18 protein-coding genes are annotated in these 20625 nt (G+C 49.4%); 10 read left to right on the top strand and 8 right to left on the bottom strand.

From position 1 onward, the window contains the following. Positions 1-48: 48 nt before the first annotated feature. Positions 49-951: a CoB--CoM heterodisulfide reductase iron-sulfur subunit B family protein gene (locus AB3R30_RS03890; RefSeq protein ID WP_458647830.1), complete on the bottom strand. Its 903-nt coding sequence runs from the start codon at positions 949-951 to the stop codon at positions 49-51. Positions 952-1261: 310 nt separating this feature from the next. On the opposite strand from AB3R30_RS03890, the gene acpP reads away from it, so the two are divergent. From acpP to AB3R30_RS03935, 9 genes are all read left to right on the top strand, one after another. Beyond that, positions 1262-1510 (top strand): acyl carrier protein, encoded by a 249-nt coding sequence (gene acpP, locus AB3R30_RS03895; RefSeq protein WP_458647831.1) that lies wholly within the window; start codon positions 1262-1264, stop codon positions 1508-1510. 131 nt (positions 1511-1641) lie between these two features. Next, on the top strand, positions 1642-2895 hold the full coding sequence (gene fabF / locus AB3R30_RS03900; protein WP_458647832.1) for a beta-ketoacyl-ACP synthase II: 1254 nt from the start codon (positions 1642-1644) through the stop codon (positions 2893-2895). A gap of 213 nt (positions 2896-3108) precedes the next feature. Next, on the top strand, positions 3109-5127 hold the full coding sequence (gene tkt / locus AB3R30_RS03905) for a transketolase (RefSeq protein ID WP_458647833.1): 2019 nt from the start codon (positions 3109-3111) through the stop codon (positions 5125-5127). Between the two features lie 211 nt (positions 5128-5338). Then, a complete protein-coding gene (locus tag AB3R30_RS03910; protein ID WP_458647834.1) occupies positions 5339-6532 on the top strand; it encodes a branched-chain amino acid ABC transporter permease in 1194 nt (397 codons plus the stop codon). Continuing rightward, positions 6522-7316, top strand: coding sequence for an ABC transporter ATP-binding protein (locus AB3R30_RS03915; RefSeq protein WP_458647835.1), 795 nt, complete (start codon positions 6522-6524; stop codon positions 7314-7316). Before AB3R30_RS03910 ends, AB3R30_RS03915 begins: the two co-directional genes overlap by 11 nt. 239 nt (positions 7317-7555) lie before the next feature. Further along, positions 7556-7810 carry a 30S ribosomal protein S16 gene (rpsP, locus tag AB3R30_RS03920; protein ID WP_458647836.1) on the top strand — a complete coding sequence of 85 codons (255 nt, stop codon included), beginning with the start codon at positions 7556-7558 and terminating at the stop codon, positions 7808-7810. Between the two features lie 12 nt (positions 7811-7822). Then, positions 7823-8227, top strand: coding sequence for a KH domain-containing protein (locus AB3R30_RS03925; RefSeq protein WP_458647837.1), 405 nt, complete (start codon positions 7823-7825; stop codon positions 8225-8227). A 47-nt stretch (positions 8228-8274) separates the two neighbouring features. Continuing rightward, positions 8275-9231: a PhoH family protein gene (locus tag AB3R30_RS03930; protein WP_458647838.1), complete on the top strand. Its 957-nt coding sequence runs from the start codon at positions 8275-8277 to the stop codon at positions 9229-9231. 209 nt (positions 9232-9440) lie between these two features. Continuing rightward, positions 9441-11396: a CHASE2 domain-containing protein gene (locus AB3R30_RS03935; protein WP_458647839.1), complete on the top strand. Its 1956-nt coding sequence runs from the start codon at positions 9441-9443 to the stop codon at positions 11394-11396. Positions 11397-11431: 35 nt separating this feature from the next. Here the strand turns inward: AB3R30_RS03935 and AB3R30_RS03940 are convergent, their stop codons facing one another. Next, the gene (locus AB3R30_RS03940) at positions 11432-11599 is read right to left on the bottom strand and encodes a hypothetical protein (RefSeq protein WP_171572496.1); all 168 of its coding nucleotides are present in this window, start codon (positions 11597-11599) and stop codon (positions 11432-11434) included. A 552-nt stretch (positions 11600-12151) separates the two neighbouring features. On the opposite strand from AB3R30_RS03940, the gene AB3R30_RS03945 reads away from it, so the two are divergent. Then, on the top strand, positions 12152-13126 hold the full coding sequence (locus AB3R30_RS03945) for a DUF1517 domain-containing protein (RefSeq protein WP_458647840.1): 975 nt from the start codon (positions 12152-12154) through the stop codon (positions 13124-13126). 58 nt (positions 13127-13184) lie between these two features. Here the strand turns inward: AB3R30_RS03945 and AB3R30_RS03950 are convergent, their stop codons facing one another. The 6 genes from AB3R30_RS03950 to AB3R30_RS03975 form a co-directional block, all read right to left on the bottom strand. After that, a complete protein-coding gene (locus AB3R30_RS03950) occupies positions 13185-13790 on the bottom strand; it encodes a DUF3318 domain-containing protein (protein ID WP_458647841.1) in 606 nt (201 codons plus the stop codon). A gap of 154 nt (positions 13791-13944) precedes the next feature. Next, on the bottom strand, positions 13945-14637 hold the full coding sequence (locus AB3R30_RS03955) for a hypothetical protein (protein ID WP_458647842.1): 693 nt from the start codon (positions 14635-14637) through the stop codon (positions 13945-13947). A 187-nt stretch (positions 14638-14824) separates the two neighbouring features. Next, a complete protein-coding gene (locus AB3R30_RS03960; RefSeq protein ID WP_458647843.1) occupies positions 14825-16369 on the bottom strand; it encodes a NupC/NupG family nucleoside CNT transporter in 1545 nt (514 codons plus the stop codon). Further along, positions 16357-16677 carry a hypothetical protein gene (locus tag AB3R30_RS03965; RefSeq protein ID WP_458647844.1) on the bottom strand — a complete coding sequence of 107 codons (321 nt, stop codon included), beginning with the start codon at positions 16675-16677 and terminating at the stop codon, positions 16357-16359. The genes AB3R30_RS03960 and AB3R30_RS03965 overlap by 13 nt, the downstream gene beginning before the upstream one ends. A gap of 284 nt (positions 16678-16961) precedes the next feature. Beyond that, a complete protein-coding gene (locus tag AB3R30_RS03970) occupies positions 16962-18725 on the bottom strand; it encodes a DUF2079 domain-containing protein (RefSeq protein ID WP_458647845.1) in 1764 nt (587 codons plus the stop codon). A gap of 67 nt (positions 18726-18792) precedes the next feature. After that, positions 18793-20445, bottom strand: coding sequence for a DUF2079 domain-containing protein (locus AB3R30_RS03975; RefSeq protein WP_458647846.1), 1653 nt, complete (start codon positions 20443-20445; stop codon positions 18793-18795). Positions 20446-20625 lie beyond the last annotated feature (180 nt).

Here is a 20625-nt window from a genome sequence, read left to right on the forward strand (position 1 = left end):
ACAGGCTATTTATTTCTCCTTGTTTATGCGAATTCCGCACTTTGCACTCTACCGAAGCTTGTCAAGAACAGAGCTTGTTGAGATAATGTGGCGGTCTAAACCGAGTTTTTGAGGACTAACACCCAGTGCCAACGCCACCAACTGGGGTAAATGTAAAATGGGCAGTCCTAACTTAGAGCCAATCACTTTTTCAACTTCGGGCTGGCGAGAGTCTAAGTTGAGATGGCACAGCGGACAGGGAGTGACCAGACAGTCGGCTCCAGCCGCGATCGCCGCTTGAATGTGTCCGCCTGCCATGGTAAACGACTGCTCAGTTGCATAGCTCGCCAGTGGCCAACCGCAACATTGAGTCCGCCCCGGAAAATAAATCGGCGTGGCACCCACTGCCCGAAACACATTTTCCATCGACTGCGGATTATAGGGGTCGTCATAGGGAATTCGATCTTGGGCGCGCAGTAAATAGCAGCCATAGAATGCCGCGCACTTCAGCCCTGCCAATTTGCGCGTCACTTTCGCCTGCAATGCCTCCAAGCCATAATCTCCTACCAGTGCCCAGAGAATATGTTTTACTTCACCGCTGCCTCGATAGGGTGAACAGCCTTCTTTTTTAAGCAATCCATTCACCTGTTCAACATAAGCTGGATTTTTAGCTTGAGCGTCTTTAAGGCGTTCATCGACATGACCCAATACGCCTTGACAAGTGCTGCAATGAGTCAACAAAGGTAGGTTTAATTCTTCTGCAAGGGCTAGATTACGGGCGTTTACGGTGTCTTCCAAGAGTTGAGAATCTTCTTTAAAAGTGCCGGAACCACAGCAGGACGCTTTTTTAAGCTCCACTAATTCAATCTCTAAGGCTTGAGTTAAGGCTTGGGTGCTTTGATACAGTTCTCGACAGGCTCCTTGGGCAACACAGCCAGGAAAATAGGCATATCTCAAGGATTTAGGAGTCATAAGGCAAAGGTTCGGCAGAATGGCGAATTTTTAAGCAGCGTCCTTGGTTTCTGGCTAAGCAGCAATGAACCTGGATATTCTCATCATCAATGGTACGATGCGAAACTTGGCGAATTCTTAAATTTTTTGGGTCAACCCTAGAAAGCGTCTACTCTGCTTCAGAGCGATCGCGCTTTCAGCTTAAGATGGTGGGATGCTTAAAATAGATATATCTGGCATAGAGCGTCCATCGTCGTTCAAACCATTTATGTCTGGACATTGTACACACTCCGGCATGAGTTTATTGCCACTGCATTCAGCGAGGGAGCTTATGAGCGACGAAATTTTCAATAAAGTTCAGAAGATTGTGGCTGAACAACTAGGAGTTGATACCGCAGAGGTGACTCCTCAAGCTAGTTTTGCGAACGACTTGGGAGCCGATTCCCTTGATACTGTTGAGCTAGTCATGGCATTAGAAGAAGAATTTGACATTGAAATTCCTGATGAAGCGGCTGAGGAAATTGCTACTGTCCAATCGGCAGTGGACTATATCAGTAATAAAGCGGCTGCATCTGCCTAACCAGACAGTGGGTGATGAGTTATGAGTCATGAGTTTCTTGAAATAGCATTTCAGATTAAAACTCACCATTCATAACTCAAAACTTTTTTAGCTTAATTTTTAGCCTAGGTTATTCTTTTTACGTTGAAATCATGACAAACGTTGTTCGTAAGCGCGTTGTCGTCTCTGGGCTTGGCGCAATTACCCCCATTGGAAACACCGTGGGCGACTATTGGGATGGCTTGATGAGTGGACGCAACGGCATCGATTCCATCACTTTGTTCGACGCTTCCCGACACGATTGCCGGATGGCTGGGGAAGTGAAAGGCTTTGATCCACTGACCTATCTAGATCGCAAAGAAGCCAAGCGGATGGATCGCTTTGCCCAGTTTGGGGTCTCTGCCAGTAAACAGGCGATCGCGGATGCTCAGTTTGTGATCAATGATCTAAATGCTGAACAGGTCGGTGTGTTGATCGGCACGGGCATTGGCGGTTTGAAAGTGTTGGAAGATCAGCAGGAAATTTATCTGACCAAAGGACCTGATCGGTGCAGCCCCTTCATGATCCCCATGATGATCGCCAACATGGCAGCGGGTTTAACCGCCATTCATACGGGAGCCAAAGGACCTAATTCTTGTTCAGTTACAGCGTGTGCAGCAGGTTCAAACGCGATCGGGGATGCCTTCCGCCTAATCCAGCAAGGCTATGCTCAAGCAATGATCTGCGGTGGCACCGAGGCGGCGGTCACTCCTCTATCAGTTGCGGGGTTTGCGGCTTGCAAAGCGATGTCTACTCGCAATGATGATCCCGCCCATGCGAGTCGCCCGTTTGACAAAGATCGGGATGGGTTTGTTTTGGGTGAAGGCTCCGGTATTTTGATCCTGGAAGAGTTAGACCACGCTTTGGCGCGTAATGCCCGGATTTATGCAGAGATTATTGGCTATGGCATGACCTGTGATGCCTACCACATGACTTCTCCGGTGCCGGGTGGTGAAGGGGCAGCCCGCGCGATCGCCCTTTGTCTGAAAGATGCCAACCTGACTCCTAACCAAGTGAGCTACATCAACGCCCACGGCACTAGTACTCCCGCCAACGATTCCACTGAAACTGCTGCCATCAAAAAAGCGTTAGGCGATGCTGCCCATAAAATCACGGTTAGCTCAACCAAATCTATGACGGGTCACCTATTGGGCGGATCGGGCGGCATTGAGGCAGTGGCAACAGTGATGGCAATTGCCAGCGATCGCGTTCCTCCTACCATTAACTTGGTTAATCCTGACCCAGATTGCGATTTGGATTATGTGCCTAACCACAGCCGAGAGCAGATTGTCGATGTGGCGCTGTCCAATTCTTTTGGGTTTGGGGGGCATAACGTGACGCTTGCATTTAAAAAGTTTGTCGCTTAAAAGTAAAGATTGCTCAGCAATCGAACCTGTATTCTATGGCTGATTTGAAGAGTTGTTCGGTTCATCCAAGAATCATTAGTTTTACCAATAGGAATTATTGCCTACCGTCTCTAATGATGGGATGATGAGGCAAAGAAGTCATCGGGTGGCTTGTCTTACCCAGCGTCTTATTTATCAACTGTTTTAGCGCTAATTCATCACTGAGTAGGAATCATGGCTGTCGTAACTCAATCACTTGAAGAACTTTGTATTAATTCAATCCGTTTTCTCGCGGTAGATGCTGTTGAGAAAGCTAAATCGGGGCATCCTGGGCTACCCATGGGCGCGGCTCCGATGGCGTTTGTGCTGTGGGATCAGTTCATGCGGTTTAATCCTAAAAACCCGAAGTGGTTTAACCGCGATCGCTTTGTGCTGTCGGCGGGTCACGGCTGTATGCTGCAATACGCTCTCATGTATCTCGTGGGATACGACAGCGTTACCATGGATGATATTAAACAGTTCCGCCAATGGGGATCAAAAACTCCTGGACATCCCGAAAACTTTGAAACTCCTGGTGTGGAAGTGACTACGGGACCTTTGGGGCAAGGAATTGCCAATGCTGTCGGTCTGGCGATCGCTGAAGCTCACCTCGCTGCCAAGTTCAACAAGCCCGACGCGACTCTGGTTGACCATTACACCTACGTGATTTTGGGTGATGGCTGCAACATGGAAGGGATTTCTGGGGAAGCTTGCTCGTTGGCGGGTCACTTAGGTTTGGGTAAACTGATTGCGCTGTACGACGACAACCATATTTCGATCGATGGTTCCACCGACATTGCGTTCACTGAAGATGTCTCCAAACGCTTTGAAGCCTACGGCTGGCATGTGCTGCATGTAGAAGATGGCAACACGGATTTAGCCGCAATTGGTCAGGCGATCGCAGCAGCAAAAGCCGTCACCGACAAGCCAACGATGATTAAAGTAACCACCACGATTGGCTACGGCTCTCCCAACAAAGCCGGTACTGCTAGTGCCCACGGTTCAGTATTTGGTGCTGACGAAATTAAGCTGACTCGCGATAAATTAGGCTGGGAATACGAACCGTTTGTAGTGCCTGAAGATGCATTAACACACACTCGCAAAGCGGTTGAGCGGGGTGCTGGACTGGAAGCAGAATGGGAAGCAACCTTAGCCCAGTACAAAACCAAGTTTCCTCAAGAAGCCGCCGAATTTGAGCGGTTAATCAACGGCAAGCTACCCGAAGGCTGGGACAAAGTGTTACCCACTTACACACCAGAAGACAAAACCCTAGCGTCCCGCAAACATTCCGAAATCTGCTTGAACAAACTAGCTCCTGTCTTACCCGAACTCTTTGGTGGTTCGGCAGATTTGACCCACTCCAACCTGACCGAACTGGAAAACAGCGGCGAGTTTCAAGCAGGGCACTACGAAAATCGCAATCTTCACTTTGGTGTCCGGGAACATGGCATGGGCGCAATTTGCAACGGCATTGCCCTTCATGGTTCCGGCTTAATTCCCTACGGTGCCACTTTCTTGATCTTTACCGATTATATGCGCTGCTCTATCCGCCTTTCAGCGTTATCGCAAGCGGGCGTCATTTGGGTGATGACTCACGATTCTGTGGCATTGGGTGAAGATGGTCCGACGCACCAACCGGTTGAAACGATCGCATCGCTGCGGGCAATTCCTCAACTAACGGTGTTGCGTCCTGCTGATGGCACCGAAACCTCTGGAGCCTACAAAGTTGCAGTCTTGAACGCGAATCAAAATCGCCCAACGTTGCTGGCATTGTCTCGCCAAGGGTTGCCAAATCTGGCTGGATCGTCGATCGACGGTGTGGCAAAAGGCGCTTACTCGGTGATTGATTGTGACGGTACTCCTGACCTAATCCTAATTGGCACGGGGTCTGAAGTGAATCTTTGCGTCAAGGCGGCAGAACAACTCACAAGCGAAGGTCAAAAGGTGCGGGTCGTTTCCATGCCGTCTTGGGACTTGTTTGAAGCACAGGATGCTGCTTATAAAGAATCTATTCTGCCAAAAGCGGTGAGGAAGCGCGTGGCAGTGGAAGCTGGAATCACCATGGGCTGGCATAAATATGTGGGCGATCAAGGCGCGGTAGTTGGCATCGACTCCTTTGGCGCGTCGGCTCCGGGCGGGGTCTGTATGGAGAAATTTGGTTTTACTTTAGAGAATGTGCTGGCGAAGGCAAAGGCAGTTTTGGCGGCAAGCTAAGACGGTTGTATCAAAATTATCAATTCTCATGGGGCGTATTAATCTGCGCCCTTTTTGATGTTTCTCTAGGTCTATGGTGCGTTTCGCAAGGTTCAACTCACCCTATGCCCTACGCCATTCGCCACTCACTAGTCGCCATTCGCCCCTTGCCCTACGCGATCGCCCTTCCCCAAACCTGATACGATTCAACTAATCATTTCCCAAACCCTGTATGGTTGGCTATCTCGTTACACTCATTATTTCTACAGCCATCTATGCGTTGTTTAGTCTAGGGCTGAACCTGCAATGGGGATATGCAGGCTTGCTTAACTTTGGGCATGTTGCTTTCATGACGGTGGGAGCCTACACGACTGTGATGCTCAGCTTGAACGGGATGCCATTAATATTTGCCACATTGATGGGTGCGGCACTTGCTGCATTATTGGGGTTGATCCTAGGAACGACTACGTTACGCCTGCGGGAAGATTATTTATCCATTGTGACCATTGGTGCATCGGAAGTGATTCGGCTGATTGCCTTGAATGAAGAATGGTTAACTCGTGGTGCTCTTGGCGTTGCCAATTTTCCGCTGCCACTTGCCAATGTGACCCAACCCACAATAGGCAGCAAGATCGCCATGATTGCTCTGTGGACAGGCATTTTTGGGGTGAGCGGCAGGCATTTATGGAAGTGGACGCGGCGGATTGATAAATCGGCGTTGGAGCGATTCTCCATCGGAGAGGCTACGCCAGCGCCCATTCAGCCTGAAAGCGATCGCGCCCATCCGCCAAACGAATCTCCAAGGTTGTTTATCGGCTTAGCCTCTGCTGCTTTGGGGCTGTTTATTTATAGTATTGGTGCCAGTGCCCTCTATGACTATTCCTATAAAGCCGGACTCATGTTGATATTAGTCACGGTGCTGGCGATAGTGTATTGGCGGCTAGAAGTATCCGTCAATGCCCCTTGGGGACGGGTGCTTAAATCGATTCGAGAAGATGAAGAGGTGGCAAGAGCGCTGGGAAAAAATGTGTTTTGGTATAAGCTGCAATCGTTGATGTTGGGTGGGGCGATCGCGGGAATTGCCGGAGCCTTTTATGCTTGGAACCTAACTTTCATTAATCCCGATGGCTTCATTCCCTTAATTACCTTTCAAGCCTGGATCATCGTCGTGTTAGGTGGAGCCGGGAATAACGCTGGGACGATTTTGGGAGCCATCATTTATTGGGCATACTACTCAGCCACCCGCTTTCTGCCAGATTTCTTGCAAGCCCTACATTCTGTGATTCCTATCATTCCCGCCAGTATTGACGATGCTCGGTTGGGCGCTTTTAGAATTATGGTCATTGGCTTGCTGCTGATTATCCTGATGATGGTGCGACCCCAAGGCATTTTAGGTAAAAAGGAGGAACTGACTCTTGGTCAATGAATCCACCCCTTCTCAGCCCATCGAATTGCCCCTATTGGCAGCGAGTGGACTCGTCAAAAACTTTGGGGGCACCTGTTGCGCTGTCGATCGCGCCCGGATTGAAGTTCCCCAGGGCAGTATTACTGGCTTAGTAGGACCCAATGGCGCTGGGAAAACAACCCTGTTTAATTTGCTCTCCAATGCGATTCGGTCTGATCAAGGACGAGTGTTGTTTGATGGCGAACCGATTCATCACCTCCAGCCTCACATCATCGCCCGAATGGGCATGGTGCGCACCTTTCAAGTGGCTCGTGTCCTGTCTCGGCTCTCTGTTTTAGATAATTTGCTGCTGGCTGCCCAAAAGCAAACTGGAGAAAAGTTTTGGAATACCTGGTTTCAGCAAAAACAAATTGCTCAAGAAGAAAAAGCGCAACGCCAAAAAGCATTTGACATCTTAGAGTCGATTGGATTGGCGCACATGATGAATGAGTATGCCGGGGCACTGTCAGGCGGACAACGAAAACTCTTGGAAATTGGGCGAGCGCTGATGGCTGATCCAAAGCTGATTTTGCTAGATGAACCAGCGGCAGGTGTGAACCCAACGTTGATTAATCAAATTTGCGATCGCATTCAGGGCTGGAACCGAGACGGCATGACCTTTTTGATCATCGAACACAACATGGATGTGATTATGTCCCTGTGCGATCGCGTTTGGGTGTTGGCAGAAGGGCGTAACTTGGCAGACGGCACTCCAGCAGAAATTCAGTCCAATCCCGAAGTGTTAGAAGCCTATCTAGGTCAGTAGCTTCTATACATCGATCGCTCTAATCTCAAATTAGGCTCAGCGATCTCGTTTCTTTTTACAGTTTGGGGCAATTTAATGGAGTTGCACAGCGTGATCGTCCTGTTTTTCTTTAACCCAAACGCTGATAAAATCCTTGCTGTGATATGATCGATAATCTGTGATTGCGTAAGGTGCCTTTTGTGTGCCGACGAGGAATCGCCCAGATCCCATTACTTATACTCACTAAAACCAAAATCAGCATGATTAAATTGCGCCTAAAACGGTTTGGAAAAAAGGGGGAAGCTAGCTTTCGGATTGTCCTAATGAATAGCGCCGATCGCCGTGATGGTAGACCCTTAGAAGAACTAGGTTTCTACAACCCTAGAACAGATGAAGTGAAGTTGGATGTGCCTGGTATTATCAAGCGTCTAAAACAAGGCGCACAGCCCACTGATACAGTACGTGATATTTTGCGACGAGCCAATGTGTTTGATCAACTCAAAGCTGAAATTTAAAGCTCAACCTTCATGCCTCAATCCGTTGCGGTAAATGCTTCCGAGACAGCACCTCCAGATTATGAAAGCCTGATCCGATTTTTGGTTCAGCCTTTTTTGGAGTCGCCTGATGCTCTGCGGCTCGATTGCGAAATATCCCCCAATAAAACGAGAGTTTGGGTTCGGCTCGCGTTTGAAGGCGTTGACAAAGGGCGAGTGTTTGGTCGGGGTGGACGGAATATTCAGGCAATTCGCACTGTCCTTTCTGCGATCGCTCAGTTGGCGGGTCAGTCTATCCATCTAGATATATACGGTAGTCCGTCTTCTACGGCGATGGACGAACCTGAGCGAGAACGAACCCCTAGCGCTCCTCGCCGGGTCGTGCCTAGCCCCAAGCGAGTGATGCCTCGCAGCAAAGATATGCAGGTTGATGAATGAACATGTTAGGATTCGCTCTTACCCTTTAAAGTAGCCAACCCGACTGCATGGCAGAGGCATTGAAGATTGAGTTACCCAGTGTTGTTAGTGCGATCGCCTTAGCTGGTAATCGAGAAGAAAACTTAAAGTTAATTGCTCGACAAACGGGAGCAAAGCTAGTGTTGCGAGGGCAAGAGCTTTTAATTTCTGGCACCACTGACCAAGTTTTGTTGAGCCAGCGTTTGATTCAGTCATTAGAGCAGTACTGGGGACAAGAAAAACCGATTTCTAGTGCCGATATCTTGACCGCACAGCAAGCGATCGAAACTCAGCAGCAAGATGAACTGCAAGATCTGCAAAAAGATATTCTTGCTAGAACCCGTCGTGGATATGACATTCGCGCTAAAACCTTTCGACAACGGCAATATATTCAAGCGGTTCGTACCCACGACCTCACGTTTTGCATCGGTCCGGCTGGCACCGGAAAAACATTTCTGGCGGCTGTTCTTGGCGTTCAAGCCTTACTCAATAACGAATTTGAACGTCTAATTTTGACTCGTCCCGCCGTGGAAGCTGGAGAAAAGCTAGGATTTCTTCCCGGCGACTTGCAGCAAAAAATTGATCCCTATTTGCGTCCCCTATATGATGCGCTGTATGAATTCATTGATCCTGAAAAAATTCCTGGCTTAATGGAACGTGGCGTGATTGAAGTGGCACCGATCGCCTACATGCGGGGGCGTACTCTTAATAATGCTTTTGTGATTTTGGATGAAGCCCAAAATACGACTCCTGCCCAAATGAAAATGATTGTGACTCGGTTAGGATTTCGCTCTCGGATGGTAGTGACGGGCGACGTAACCCAAACCGATCTACCGCAGAACCAGACATCGGGGTTGGCGATCGCCCAAAAAGTGCTGCACTCCGTTGAAGGAATCGCCTTTTGTAACCTAACCAAAGCGGATGTAGTGCGTCATCCTTTAGTACAGCGAATTGTGGCAGCCTATGAACAGCATGAAACGCCCTAAACGGGTTGCGTCGCTGGGGTGGTAATCATCCTAATTTTTTCTATAGCCAAATAGAGGTAGAACTGTAGAGTGACTGTCATCCATTTGTGCTGACTATAATTGCCACATCGTTGAGTTACTGATTACCTAACCAAGTCGGGCTGAGTCAGTCCAAAGAGGATTCCTTGATCGTCCGGTTTCGTCAATTTTTTTCACGGTGGTGCAAATTTTTGCCGCTAAGTACTTCTAGTGAATTAGGGGGGCTAGTCTTGGCTGGAATTAGCGTCACTGGCTTAGTGCTGGGATCTCGGCAGTTAGGGTACTTAGAATCCTTTGAGCTAGCCGTATACGACGCAATGGTGCGGATGCGATCGAACGCGAACGCCGATCCTCGGTTGCTAATTGTTGCCATTACCGAAGCCGATCTCCGAACTCAAAAGCAGTTGCCAATTCCCGATCGCGTCTATGCAAAAGCACTCAGCCAACTACAACACCATCAACCACGAACCATTGGGCTGGATATTTTCCGTGATATTCCCATAGAACCCGGACATGCCGCCTTAACGAAAGAACTGCGGCGTTCCAATGTGATTGCCATTCACTTCTTAGGAAATACTCCCGAAGAAGCGATTCCTGCCCCGTCTCCCGTTTCCGCCAACCGGATTGGTTTTAGCGACCTCATGACAGACACGGACGGCGTTATCCGGCGCAATCTTATGTTTGTTTCGGAGGGCGCAGTAGAGTCTGTCTCTTTTTCGACCCGGCTGGCAATGCACTACCTGAATCAGTCTGGCGATCGCCTGCCCAACGGACACTTCGTTTTGGGAAAGGCAACTTTTTCACCCTTAAAATCCAATTCGGGCGGCTATCAACGAATTGATGCAGGCGGCGAACAGATTTTACTAAACTATCGCTCGGCTCAGTCTCCCGCTGAAGTTGTCACCTTAAATCAGGTTTTGCAAAATCAGGTGAATCCCGCGCTGATCAAAGATCGTATTGTCTTGATTGGCTCCACGGCTCTAAGTGTCAAAGATTTATTTTTCACGCCGTTTAGTCCTGCAAAAACAGCAAATCCTAAAATGCCGGGGGTTGTGATTCATGCTCAGATGCTCAGCCAAACGCTAACGGCTGCAATGGAAGGGCGATCGCTGTTCTGGTTTTGGTCTGAACCGATTGAAATACTGTGGATTGTAAGCTGGGCGATCGCAGGAGGATTAATTGCCGGGTGGATTCAGCGACCATTTATCTTGGCGTTGGCAGGAACGGGGCTGTTGTTGCTGTTGCTAGGTGCAGGCTATGGTCTCTTTTTGTATCACGCTTGGGTTCCGATTGCTGCCCCTGCGATCGCCGCGATCGCGGTTGGCAGTTTTACGATCATCCACCAAATGCAATACGCCCGCCAGCAACAACAAATTGTGATGAAGCTATTGGGACAGCAAACGTCGCCGGAAATTGCTTCAGCCCTGTGGAACTCGCGCGATCGCCTGCTTCAATCGGGCATGTTAGCAGGGCAAACTTTAACAGTCACCATTCTGTTTATCGACATTCGTAACTTTAGCGGCATTTCAGAGCAACATTCACCCGAAGTAATGATGGGCTGGCTCAACGAATATATGGGTAGCATGACTCAAGCGGTTCATCATCATCACGGTATTGTCAATAAATTTATGGGGGATGGGCTAATGGCAGTGTTTGGTGTACCTGTCCCCCGCTTGACGATCGCGGAGATTGCCGCAGATGCTAGGCAAACGGTGGCCTGTGCGATTGAAATGGGCGATCGCCTACAAACGCTAAACCAAGATTGGCAGCAAAGAGGCTTACCCGTCGTGCAAATGCGTGCTGGAATCTACACTGGCACCGTCATGGCAGGCAGCTTAGGCGGAAAAAATCGCTTGGAATATGCAGTGATCGGAGATAGCGTCAACATTGCGGCGCGTTTAGAAGCTTGTCAAAAAGATAAGCAACTCGATTTGTGTCGGATTTTGATTGCCCGTGAAACCTTGAACCATTTACAAGAGCAGTTTCGAGTAGAAGCTTGGGGGCATCTCCAACTGCGGGGTAGACAAAGCCTGGTTGAGGTCTTTCAAGTATTAGGCTATGCCGATTTATCCAATCAATCTAGTCAACTCGATCAACCCCAACCAGAGCTTTATCGCGATCGCCTAATTACAGAAGATCCGAATTAATGGCGATAGAATCAGGGACTATAGGTGTAGTCGAACTAATCTAAACCTAGCCATGCTAGTAAGCCTTGACCACTGGCATACTCGATCGCCAGCATTAAAGCAAAGCCAATCATCGCAGCACGACCATTGAGGCGTTCAGCATATTCATTAAAACCAAACTTAGGTTCGCCAACTTTAGGCGTTACGGAGGGCTGTTGAGTCATATCAGTGAACCTTGTTAGTACTTGAAAAAACGTGAACTAGAAAAGCTCAAAAAGAACAGAACCACTCTGTTACATTTCTTTACTTCAAGACCATTGTTAAAGAGAAACTAGGTTTCGTCAAGGTTGCATCGCTCTAGGTTGATATGAGGTCTATCTTCCGCTAGACGTTTTTCTCGCTTGCTTCTGAGACTATACAACTGAAACTGCAAAGTTTGAGAATAGTTATATTAGCTACAGCAGCAAGCGGAAGCCACGAGACGACCCTGTTGCGCTAGATCGAGAGAACCGCCTATATCCGCTACGGCAATCCCCCTCTTTTGAACCTGTTTTTGTCCTTAAAGATGATGGAAAAGGCTGTAAATTAGTAGATGAGAGTAATTTATAACTCTTAATAAAGGGTGAATGAACGTTTAACTTAAAGCGTTAGCATAGTCAATCGAAAGAGGTTGCCTGACGTGCTTATATGGTGGACATACAAAAACGCTGAGGCGAATAGTTCTCAATCCTCCTTAACATCATTTCACGTTCAATAAAGTCTAGTAGATGACAGTTATGCAAAAGAAGCTTATTTCCTATATCAAACCGCTGTTAAAGCCATTCATTCTCCTCGTTTTAGTGCTGGGTTTGTCACTAGGGCAGGCAAATGATGCGTTTGCAGCTTCACGGGGTGGCGGACGCATTGGTGGTGGGTCGTTTCGGTCACCCATGCCAAGCCGTACCTACACGTCTCCTCGGAGCTATTCACCTCCAATGGGCGGCGGTGGCTATTACCCAGGCGGTGGTTTTGGATTTCCTTTTATCGCGCCGACCTTCTTTATTGGGGGGGGTGGCAGCTTATTAACGATTTTGGTGTTCTTTGCGATCGCCAGTTTTCTCGTTCAAACCTTTCGCCGTAGCCAAGTCGAGGGTTCTGATTACGACGCTGTGACCAACCCAACAGTGAGCGTTGCTCGGTTGCAAGTAGGATTGCTGGCAAACGCTCGTGAACTTCAAGCTGATCTAGATAAACTAGCCGCTAGTGCTAACACGGGGTCAACCGCAGGATTGGCTCAGGTGTTGCAAGAAACGACTTTGGCACTCCTTCGCCATCCGGAATACTGGACTCATGCAAATTCCACCGTGCAGCAGTCGCGGTTGGCAAGCGCAGAAGCAGAATTCAATCGGCTTGCCTTAAACGAGCGCAGCAAATTTAGTCGTGAAACCCTGTCAAACGTCAATAACCAGTTACAACAAGCGCCCCTTGATGCACTGTTGGCGGCTGGTGATGACGGTGGCGCTTTGGCAACTCAAGAGTTGAAAGATCCGGGCGAATTTATTGTGGTCACGCTGGTGGTTGGCGCTCAGGGTAGCCTGAAACTGCCTACTGTCAACAATACTGAAGATTTGCGTCAGGCGTTGGGCATTTTGGGTGGAGTTGCCAGCGATCGCCTACTTGCTTTAGAAGTTCTTTGGACTCCTCAAGCAGAAGACGATGTGTTAACCCGCGATGATTTGCTGGTTGAGTATCCATCTCTAAAGTTGGTTTAATCGTTTTGGCTGGTTAGAATTTTTAGAAGGAGGCAACAGTGCCTCCTTTTTGTTTGGGCTAATTTTTGCGAAGGTTTGCCGGAATGCCAACGGGAGATAGTTGAGCGATCGCCCGCAAATTTTGGCTCCGCAGTAAGTCACTAAAGGTGAGATTACGTCCCTCGATTTGGGCAACCGCTTCGATCGCAGACAGTAACGCCTGTGCTGCCTCTGGTTCAGAGTAGCCGCGACGTTGGGCAACCTGAATTGCAGCTTCATCGGCATCTAGTTCTTTTTGGGTGCTGTGATTTTCACGCCAAATTTGGGTGCCTGCGATCGCACTTAACGCGCCTGCTGCAACCATACCCACTGCGTCTGCTTGCACCGCCTGCACTGCAACCCCCACCATGCCAACCAAGACGGCGGCTTGATACTTATTGGGGCGAAACCACTTAATACTGATCATCCAACTTACAGCCCGTAGCACGAGCAGATCGCATTCTGGGCGAGACAATTGGCTAAGCAAATCAAAGTTTATCCAAACAGGGCGGGTCGTCATCCAAGGCGTGGGAAATGGATGGTCAATCACCTGCCGTTGCTCTGGCTTACTCACCAACTTAGTCATCATACGACCAGAGGCTGGCAGCAAATCCATTAAGCGATAAATCTCTGAATCTGAGTACATGGGCGAGGAAGGTATCGGGTGGCGGGAGTCGGGGTATTCGGGCAGACGGAGTATTCAGCTAGAGCAACTCTATTCATGCCAAATCTATCACCTAACCCCTGACACCTAACACCTATTTTTCTGCCCCTGTTCCCTGTTCCCTCTTTCCTACTCCCTAAAGTGGCTCAAGGCTATTGGCAAGCGCGGAAACTGCACCCGGCACTCGGTCGGCTCCAGCTTTTGTCGCAGCGACCAAGAGTAACAAAATATAGTTGGAGGATGGGCGCACCAAAATTACGCCGCTCATGGGCTGAGTGGTGCCGCCTAGGGTGAGGGTGCCTGACCAATTCATTACTGAGCCACCGCCTTCTTCGAGTTGGGCAGGAGCAGGCTGAAACCCTTCGCCCCGTTGAAATGCCGCGATCGCGATTTTGGCAAGGCTATCGCTGTTGTCATAACCCGCATTCAGCCCAATTGGGTTACCCAAGGGTTGAGATTGCGGCACCACGATATACGCCAAATTGCTATCTGGCGATTCCACCAGCACCGAGCCTGCCAGTGGACTGATTTTATAATCTTGCAAAATGCCAACCCGAAAGCGCCCGCTTGGATCTTGATAAATGCTGCCCATGGGTAAGGGGGGCGCAGTTGAGGCAGGAGGAGCAAACGAAGGGGCACCGGGCGGATTGACTGGAATAGCCGGGAGAGGACTAGGCGATGCAGTGGGGGATAGATTGGCAGGCTGAGCGATAGCAGGAGCATCTACTTGAAAAGCGTTTTCAGCCGACTGGTGTTGATAGCCGCTGAATAGGAGGGCGATCGCGCTGATTATACCCAAACCCACTAACCAAAGTCGTTTTCGATTCATATCGGTTCTTCCTGTCGCGCTTCAAATTCTTAGCATTGCTGAATCTAGGGATGAAATGGGTAGGGGCAATCCCTTGTGGTTGCCCTCTATCTTCGTCAGGGTAGGCACAAGACCTACCCCTACAGTCAGAAATCATACTTGCATTCAACAACGCCAATTCTTAAATAGATGAGCAGCTACTTTCCGGCTATTTGCCTAAGATAGCTGGATTTCCGGTGTCATATACCCCTGCGATGCAGCCAATCATCAGTGTTGCCAGGGTCGCCGCCCAAAGAGCCTTCCAGCCCAATTCGGTAATATCTTGACGGCGCGACGGCACTAAGCTAACCAAGCCGCCCACAAAAATACCGACTGAGGGTAGATGGGCAAATCCACACAGGGCATAACTCACCACCAGCAAAGCGCGAGGACTCAAAACCCCTTGACTTGCCAATGTTGCAAGCTGTTGATAGGAAGGCACTTCCGTTAAGATCAGCCGTTGCCCAATTAAAACAGACGACTGCCATAGTTCTTGCCATTGCAGAGAAACTCCGGTCAGAAAGGTGAGCGGTAGAAACAATGCGCCTAAAATATTTTGGAGGGTGACAATTTGAAACACCCGACCGATTCCCCGAATGAAGGGTTGAGAACTAGTTGCCAGGGATGCTAGGTTTGCGAAAAACAGGTTGACTAATGCTACCAATCCGAGAATGGCAATCAGTAGCGCCGCGATCGCCGCTGCTAACTTGACTCCATCCATGGCACCCAATACCACGCTTTCCATCAAATTCAGCGGCGCAGGCTGGTTATAGTCTCGCTGATTGATCGCGATCTGATCCTCCAACAAATTGCTCTCGTCATCATTTTCCAATGCGATCGCGGATCTTAAGTCTTCTGCCGTCGTTTCAGGTTGGTGAGAGCGTTCTTGTAACGATTTTCCCATCGTTTCTGGCACCTCCCTTTCCGGCACCACAATTTTAGAAATAACGAAACAGGCAGGAATTGCCATGATCGAGGCTGAAATTAGATGCCCGGTAATGTTTGGAAAGACTGGCTGCAAAAAGCCGACATACAGCGCCAAAACAGTAGAAGCAATGCTGCCAAAACAGGAGGTCAAAATGGCACAGAGTTCGCTGCGAGTCATGCGCGCTAGATAGGGACGCACCAAAATAGTCGCTTCAATGCCCACAAAAATATTGCTAGCGCCGCTGAGAGCTTCGGCACCGCTGAGGTTCATCGTGCGGCGAAAAATCCGGGCAAACCCGTTGACTAAAGGCTGAATCAAGCCCAGGGTATACAGTAGCGCCATTAACGCTGAAAAGAAGATGACGCTGGGCAATGCCCGAAACGCGAAGATATATCCCAAGCTAATAAAATCGCCGCTGGAGCCGTTGGACAGGAGGCGATCGCCCGGAACAGGTACATAGGGCGGCGTAACGGCACGGGCAATCCACCGACCTGCCAGCAGCGGACTGGTCGGAGCGCCGGTCAGATCAGGCACCAATAATGAGCCAAAGATAAAGCGTGAACCTGCTTCCGTCGCTTGCAGAATGGAATTTACGCCATCACTCAGCAATTCCATCAAACTGCGCGTGGCGGGAACTAAAAAGACTAGCAACCCTAAAACGAGTTGAAGTCCAATTCCCCAAAAGATAGTCCGCCAGGGAACGATGCGGCGATTCTCTGACGTGAGCCATGCAATGCCGCAAAGCGCGAAAATTCCAATAAATGATAAAAAATTTAGCCCAGACATGAGGATTTTGGGTGAACAAACTGCCTGAAATCAGCGTAGGTAATAAACTCTGCCTGAGAATGCAGCCAGATTAGGTAGCGTTCTAAACGCCAAAGCATTGATTTTCCAGAGTGGCGTTTCACGTAACTTGGTAGCCCATAGGCTGCAAGATCGGTAAACTCCCACGGGTGAAAGTATAAGCTCAAATAGCGATCGCATCGCAAAGTCAGCAAACTTGCCAGTTGATAAAGCGGCAGCGGCAGATTTTTGAAGCTCAACCAAAACAGGGAAAACCGAATCAGCGGCGTGACCGATACGGGAATCTGCAAAAGCTGCTGCGAGTAATGGGGCAGTACGCGGCGTGAAAAAATTATTATATCGCCCCAGAAGATAAGTCGGATTCATGGATGAATTATTAGGAATATCCAGATGGAAAGATTTAGGGCGTTGCTGAATAGAAGCATGATTTTTGACTGTAGGGGTAGGTCTTGTGCCTACCCTGACGGAGATGAAGGGCAACCACAAGGGATTGTCCCTACGAATTTCATATCTCGATTCAGCAACGCCAGATTTAGACCTACCTTCAAAAAACGTGTCTCCAGTAAATTTGACTTCACTGCTGCGATGCTCTGCGTCGTTTAAGGGTTGTTGTTTCTAAAGACGCGAGTAACTCTAGTCGCAAAGATGCCCACGCTGCGAGAGGCTCTGGTTGTGAGGGCACCCCCTTCTGCAACAACACGACTCCATCCTTCAGTTGCAGCAATCCATAGGTTTTCTGGGTTAGGACTTCATCCATCCGGGCGATCATCAGGCTTAAGCGCTGGTGTTCCGACTTAAACAGAGGTTGATATTGATTGATCCGCCACAGATCTGCCACAGCATACTCCATCGTTTTTACCTGCCCTTGCTCGTCTTGTAGCTGGAGGTTTGGAAATCGAGCAATTTCGCGTCGGCTGGAAAGGGGGGGGATCAGGTGAGTCGTAGCGGCGACGCTGGCATCCGCAGGAATTACTTGGATCATGTCGCGCAACACTTGGCTATGTTCCCACTGTCGGGGCAGGGAGATATGTAACCAAGGATGAAAGGATTCGGGCAATAAAAAATAAAAGGCTTGATTTGGGTTAGAAAGAGTTGCTGAGATGATCGACAGGCTAATACAAACGACCCAAAAGCGGCGAAAAGTGGGGGTCAACTGGCGAGTACGATAGGTAAAGCGAAGGGTTTGCCACAGAGATCGCTGCATCATCGGCTTAGAAATTGGACGCTGCGATTGAGATGCCCACCATAAAATTGCCCCATAAAACATTCCTGGCACGATCGCCACCGAATATCGCAGGGTAATTACCAAGGCAGACATGCCCGATTGCATCAGCAACGTCAACAACGGCACTCCGGCAATCACCCAGCTTGCTGGTGACAAAGCAGGCACGAATACCAACGGTAGCCAATGACCCAAAAGATAGAGCAGTCTGCGATCGAAGGGGGTCAGCAAACTTTTTAGCACCTCCAACGGATGGGTCAACATTCCCCACAGCACTTGTAGCGTCGTGGGCGACTCCACCCCTGGCACATACTGACCAAAGCGCCCTCCCATATACGGGGGTGGAGTATTGCCTGAGAAGTGGAGGGACACCACGCTAGTAATCAGTGCCACATAGACAAAACTAATGCCGCAAAGCGCCACTCCGACCCAGGGGTGGCGGCGGCTCAACACCAAGTACAATCCAATCCCAAATAAAATAATTCCGGTATCTTCCCGAATGCCCAAGGTGAACGCAACCATTAGCCAAAAGAGCCACCAGCGCTGCTTTTCCATTGCCAGCAATGCGCTAAACACAAATAGCGGAATCTGGCAGTGTTCATAAAAGTTGGCAAACGTTGGACCTATGACGGCATGTGCCCCAAAGTAGCCCGCCGTAATCAGCAACGATAGAGTCGGTTCCAAATAGTGCCGAGCTAGGGCATATAGCACCATGCCCCCTGCTGCCATCAAGCCAATTTGCAAGACGATCAGGGTGACGGGCGACGGAAACAGAGCATAGATGGGCAGCCACAGCAAAAAATTGGGAACGAAATGTTGTCCTAAATGATTGAAGTTAATGGGCGGAATTTCGTTTTGAAACACGGCTGCCGCTGTATGTTCGCCTGTGAGGGAGCTTTGAAACCAGCGTCCATGCAGGTTGTTCCAAAAAATTTGATTGAATAGCCCGTGATCATAGGATGCATAAAAGGTGTAATACCGATGGAGCGAAAAAATCAGCAGGAAGCTGCAAAAAGCGGCGGTTAGAATCAGCAGCCATCGGATCTCTGTTTGATAATTTGGGGCTGAGTGGTTCCAGTTAGAGAACGATTTTTTGAGAGAGGTAAGATGCGCCATGTCGGGTGTCGGGTGTCGAATGTCGAATGTCGGGAAGCGAGTGTCGGGTGTCAGGGCGATCGCTCCATCAGTTGGATTTAGGCGTTGGCAAGTAAGTAGGGCGAATTGCCTTCCACTGAGCGAGGGCTTCTGGCTGCGAGGGTTTGCTGCGCTGCATCAACACAATGCCATCCTGAAACGCTTGAATGCCATACTGATTTTGCGCTAGTAAATTGTCAATCTTCGCTGGCAAAATTTCCATGTAGCCGCGCTCTTGCCCAAACGCAGGCTGATATTGCTGCAATTGCCAGAAATCCGCCACAATATACTCCACGTTTTCCACTTGATTTTGATCGTTGCGAAACTGCAAAAAGGGCATTCGCAAGGCGGCTCGACGACCAGACAATGGCGGCACCAAGTAGGTCGTGGCAGAAACGCTGGCATTGGGGGGCACTTGCGCTAGCAGCGATCGCGCGGCTGCCGCATGGCTCCATTGCCGAGTCAGGGGCACATGCACCCAGGGTTGAAACGAGTCTGGAATTGCAAAATAAAACACGCGGTGGGGACTTTTCAACAGCACGACCAAAAGCGACAGCATGATCAACCCCAGCCAAATCTTTTTGAACTGGGGTCTAAAAACCTGGGGATGGACTGACCACCACAAAATCGCCCCATAAAATAGACCCGGCACCAACGTGATCGCGTAGCGAATATACACCGAGAACCGCGAATCTCCCCCTTGTAACAGCAGTTGTGCTAAGGGAGCGCTAATCATGATCCACGCGCTGGGTGAGATTAAGGGTACGAAGGCAAGGGACAGGGTTTGCGCGACCATGTAGGAGACTTTCACATCCAGCGATGAGAAGACATGGGTGATTAGCCGGAGGGGATTGCTGAGAATGCCGCCCAAAATCTCGAAAGTGGAGGCTTCATTCCCGCTGGCAAAATGCCCAAATCGCTCGACCATGAAGCGCTGGGAAATGTCTCTAGAAAACATGGGCATAAAAATATTGGTGGCTGTCATCACATAGGCAAAGCCCACGCTGCATAGAGCAACTCCCACGACAGGAAATCGCCGACTCAGCGCTAGATATAGCCCAATGCCAAACAGCAAAATTCCGGTATCTTCTCGCACGAGTAGGGTTAAGCCTGCCATCAGCCAAAAGAGCCACCACCAGCGTTTTTCCAACGCTAAAAACAGGGTAAATAGCAGCAGCGGAATTTGGCTCAGGTCGTGAAAGTTGGAAAAGGTCGGTCCAATCACGGCAACGGAGGTGTAGTAACTAGCGGTGATCCATTGGGCGAGTCTAGGCTGCAAATACTGTCGTGCTAGGGCGTATAGGACTAATCCCGCTGCTGCCACCTGCGCTACTTGAATGACAACCAAGGTGGCGGCATGGGGAAATATTGCATAAATTGGCAGCCACAGCAGCAAGATCGGGTCGAAGTGCTGCCCTAATCGGTGATAGGACACAGTGGGCACCTGGCGATCGATGACTACGGCTCCCGACAAGACTGACGACAAGGAACTTTGAAAAAAATTTCCGTGAAGCCCATTCCAAAAAAGCTGGTTAAAAATGCCCTGATCGTAAGAGGCGTACAAAGTCAGGTGGCGATGCAGTGCCAACAGCAGCATTACCACAAAGAAAAATGCTGCAAACCCCAGTACTGGCTTTATTTCTAGCTGTATTTCTGAATAGCGTTTTGCCCAAATTTCTTTGAATCGCTGGAACTGAAGCATGGATACAGCCGACGATGAAATTAATTAGAACGCCAGAATACCACGCGCTTATAACTCGGCGATCGCTCACGCAAGATTTATCGCAGGGCAATTTCCAACTCTGTTACACGGGATGAAGGGCGCGATCGCGAACCTAATCAGCCCAGTACACTGAAATCAGTCCCCTTCTCGTTGGAAAGC

It is taken from the genome of Sivoneniella epilithica UHCC 1019 (assembly GCF_040830845.1).
Lineage (GTDB): Bacteria > Cyanobacteriota > Cyanobacteriia > Leptolyngbyales > Leptolyngbyaceae > ULC077BIN1.

Excerpts from the sequence above, each read along its gene's own strand:
- AB3R30_RS03925 (WP_458647837.1), top strand. The coding sequence starts at position 7,823 with ATGCCTCAATCCGTTGCGGTAAATGCTTCCGAGACAGCACCTCCAGAT.
- AB3R30_RS03970 (WP_458647845.1), bottom strand. The coding sequence starts at position 18,725 with ATGGCGCATCTTACCTCTCTCAAAAAATCGTTCTCTAACTGGAACCAC.
- AB3R30_RS03945 (WP_458647840.1), top strand. The coding sequence starts at position 12,152 with ATGCAAAAGAAGCTTATTTCCTATATCAAACCGCTGTTAAAGCCATTC.
- AB3R30_RS03975 (WP_458647846.1), bottom strand. The coding sequence starts at position 20,445 with ATGCTTCAGTTCCAGCGATTCAAAGAAATTTGGGCAAAACGCTATTCA.
- AB3R30_RS03940 (WP_171572496.1), bottom strand. The coding sequence starts at position 11,599 with ATGACTCAACAGCCCTCCGTAACGCCTAAAGTTGGCGAACCTAAGTTT.
- acpP (WP_458647831.1), top strand. The coding sequence starts at position 1,262 with ATGAGCGACGAAATTTTCAATAAAGTTCAGAAGATTGTGGCTGAACAA.
- AB3R30_RS03890 (WP_458647830.1), bottom strand. The coding sequence starts at position 951 with ATGACTCCTAAATCCTTGAGATATGCCTATTTTCCTGGCTGTGTTGCC.
- fabF (WP_458647832.1), top strand. The coding sequence starts at position 1,642 with ATGACAAACGTTGTTCGTAAGCGCGTTGTCGTCTCTGGGCTTGGCGCA.
- AB3R30_RS03960 (WP_458647843.1), bottom strand. The coding sequence starts at position 16,369 with ATGTCTGGGCTAAATTTTTTATCATTTATTGGAATTTTCGCGCTTTGC.
- AB3R30_RS03910 (WP_458647834.1), top strand. The coding sequence starts at position 5,339 with ATGGTTGGCTATCTCGTTACACTCATTATTTCTACAGCCATCTATGCG.
- tkt (WP_458647833.1), top strand. The coding sequence starts at position 3,109 with ATGGCTGTCGTAACTCAATCACTTGAAGAACTTTGTATTAATTCAATC.
- AB3R30_RS03950 (WP_458647841.1), bottom strand. The coding sequence starts at position 13,790 with ATGTACTCAGATTCAGAGATTTATCGCTTAATGGATTTGCTGCCAGCC.
- rpsP (WP_458647836.1), top strand. The coding sequence starts at position 7,556 with ATGATTAAATTGCGCCTAAAACGGTTTGGAAAAAAGGGGGAAGCTAGC.
- AB3R30_RS03930 (WP_458647838.1), top strand. The coding sequence starts at position 8,275 with ATGGCAGAGGCATTGAAGATTGAGTTACCCAGTGTTGTTAGTGCGATC.
- AB3R30_RS03955 (WP_458647842.1), bottom strand. The coding sequence starts at position 14,637 with ATGAATCGAAAACGACTTTGGTTAGTGGGTTTGGGTATAATCAGCGCG.